At 70.9% G+C, this 2,658-nt stretch carries 3 protein-coding genes; 2 read left to right on the top strand and 1 reads right to left on the bottom strand.

The window, feature by feature from the left end; all coding sequences use genetic code 11:
* Nucleotides 1-115 precede the first annotated feature (115 nt).
* Nucleotides 116-1,420 (top strand): multicopper oxidase domain-containing protein, encoded by a 1,305-nt coding sequence (locus ACH5HR_RS01010; RefSeq protein ID WP_416475752.1) that lies wholly within the window; start codon nucleotides 116-118, stop codon nucleotides 1,418-1,420.
* A gap of 23 nt (nucleotides 1,421-1,443) precedes the next feature.
* Here the strand turns inward: ACH5HR_RS01010 and ACH5HR_RS01005 are convergent, their stop codons facing one another.
* Nucleotides 1,444-1,752: a DUF2249 domain-containing protein gene (locus ACH5HR_RS01005; RefSeq protein ID WP_416475750.1), complete on the bottom strand. Its 309-nt coding sequence runs from the start codon at nucleotides 1,750-1,752 to the stop codon at nucleotides 1,444-1,446.
* Between the two features lie 132 nt (nucleotides 1,753-1,884).
* Here ACH5HR_RS01005 and ACH5HR_RS01000 point away from each other — a divergent pair, with 132 nt between their 5' ends.
* Nucleotides 1,885-2,514, top strand: coding sequence for a dihydrofolate reductase family protein (locus ACH5HR_RS01000; RefSeq protein WP_402371933.1), 630 nt, complete (start codon nucleotides 1,885-1,887; stop codon nucleotides 2,512-2,514).
* Nucleotides 2,515-2,658: the final 144 nt, after the last annotated feature.

Here is a 2,658-nt window from a genome sequence, read left to right as displayed (position 1 = left end):
GGTGTGGGGGGGGGGGGGGGGGCGCCCCCCCGGGCCCGGGGGGGGGGGGGCCCCCCCCCCCCCCCCCCCCCCCCCCCGCGCCGGCACCGCCGGGTCGCTCGCCGCTGCCGCCGCCGTGCTCGTGCTCTCCGCCACCGGCGGCATCGCCCTCGACCCTGCCGCTGCCGGGATCGGTGGCACCACGGCGAGCGCGAGCGCGTCGGGCGAGACCACGACCGTCGATGTCGTCATGGACGACATGCGCTTCGAACCCGCCGTCATCGAGGTTCCCGTGGGCAACCGCCTCGTCGTCAATCTCACCAACGGCGACACCATGGACCACGACCTCACCATCGCCAACGGCGTGCGCGGTGATCGGCTCTCCCCCGGCGAGTCGACGGTCGTCGACGCCGGTGTCGTCGCGGGCGATCTCGACGCGTGGTGCTCCGTCGCGGGCCACCGCCTGCTCGGCATGACGCTCGACATCATCGCGGTCGGCGCTCCGCCGGGCGAGGAGCACGACCGCGGTGGCTCCGGCGCGCACAGCTCGGACGCGCCCCCGCGCCCCGTATCCGGAGCGACACCCGGACCGGAGTTCGAGGCGGCGGACGCGGCACTCAGCCCTGCCGCAGCCGCCACCGTGCACGAGCACACCTTCGTCGTGAGCGATCTCGAACGTGACGTGGCCCCGGACACGAGCCAGAGCTCCTGGACCTTCAGCGACACCGTGCCCGGCCCCACACTGCGGGGCAAGGTCGGTGACACCTTCGAGATCACCCTCGTCAACGACGGCACGATCGGACACTCGATCGACTTCCACGCCGGGGCTCTCGCCCCTGACGAACCCATGCGCACGATCGCGCCGGGGGAATCGCTGACCTATACCTTCACCGCGACGCGCGCCGGCATCTGGATGTACCACTGCGCCACCGCGCCCATGTCGCTGCACATCGCCGCGGGCATGTTCGGGGCCGTCATCATCGATCCGCCGGGCCTCCCCGACATCGACCGCGAGTACCTGCTCGTGCAGTCGGAGCACTACCTGGGCGCGCACGGCGGCGAACCCGACACGACCGCGATCGCCTCGCAGCACCCAGATCTCGTGGTCTTCAACGGCTACGCCGACCAGTACATGTTCGCTCCCCTCGAAGCCCGCGTCGGTGAGCGCGTGCGTGTCTGGGTGCTGGACGCCGGACCCAACCGGCCCAGCTCGTTCCATGTCATCGGGGGCCAGTTCGACACCGTCTACCTCGAGGGCGACTACCTGTTGCATGACGGCGGCAGCACGGGAGCCGGCGGCTCGCAGGCGCTCGCGCTGCAACCCGCGCAGGGCGGATTCGTCGAGCTCGTCTTCCCCGAGGCGGGCAACTACCCCTTCGTGACCCACATCCTGTCGGACGCGGAGAAGGGGGCCAGCGGGCTGTTCGCCGTCAAAGAATGAGGGGCACGCCCACGACCACCCGGTCAGATACGGGTGAGGCGCAACTTCCAGGCCTCGGGACCGTCTTCGAGGTACGCCACCTCGAACTCGCCGGGGCGGCGCTCCGTCAGCTGCGAGAGCAGCGGGAGCGGGTTGTGGTTCGCGACCAGATCGAGACTGAACCCTGGCGCGATCGCACCCAGCGCACCAAAGATGGTCGCATGACGGATCGCATGGGGGATCTGTCGCGTGTCGAGCACGATCTCGTTCTCGTCGGCGTGACCGCACGCGCACCCGCCGGCCCCGGCCTCGCCCGGCTTGGAGGTACGGAGATCGATCGGTTCGGCAGCCATCACTCCACCATAGCGGCACTACCGACCCTCTCCCCAGGACCAGACGCCCAGCCCCTCCGGGACGCCTCGATGAGTTCCTCGCAGGGTGGCGGTCACTACTCCCGCACACTGCCAACCACACCTGGAGTCACCGTGGGACTGATCCAGATCGAGCTCTTCGCCACCCTCGACCTCGTGGGGCAGGCGCCCGGCGGCCCGGACGAGGATCCTGGGGGGTTCCCGTTCGGCGGCTGGCAGGCACCCCTGCTGGACGAGGTCACGGGCGCGCAGGTCGCCGCCGCGTACGAGGGGACCGACGCCCTCCTGCTCGGCCGCCGCACCTACGACATCTTCGCGGCCTACTGGCCGCACCAGACCGGCGGTGCCGACGACTCCATCGCCACGCTCTTCAACCGCGTCCCCAAGTACGTGGCCTCCCGCGGCACCCCGGACCTGCCGTGGGCCGGGTCCACGCAGCTCGGGCCCGAGCTGGCCGCCGCCGTGCGCGAGGTCCGCGACCGGCACGAGCAGGTCCGGGTGGTCGGCAGCCTCGACCTGGTGCAGACGCTCCTGTACGAGAAGCTGTTCGACCGTCTCGACCTGTGGGTGCACCCGATCGTCCTGGGTGTCGGCAAGAAGGTGTTCGACGGCGGCGAGGTCCCGACGAACCTGATCCTCATCGAGCCGCCGGCCGCCGGACCGAAGGGCGTCGTGCTGCTCCGTTACGGGCTCGCCGACGGCACGCCCGCGACGGCCGACATGAGCGCACCCGACCGGTCCTGACCAGCCTCGTCGCTCCGCCCGGAGACGACGAATGGCCTGAACCGACGATCCGTCGGTTCAGGCCACCCCGATGTCCTGAGACATCGCACGGTCGGGCTGACAGGATTTGAACCTGCGACCCCTTGACCCCCAGTCAAGTGCGCT

Origin of the sequence: Isoptericola maris (genome assembly GCF_048065335.1) — a bacterium.
GTDB classification, from domain to species: domain Bacteria; phylum Actinomycetota; class Actinomycetes; order Actinomycetales; family Cellulomonadaceae; genus Isoptericola; species Isoptericola rhizosphaerae.
This window is presented reverse-complemented; position numbering and strand designations above follow the sequence as displayed.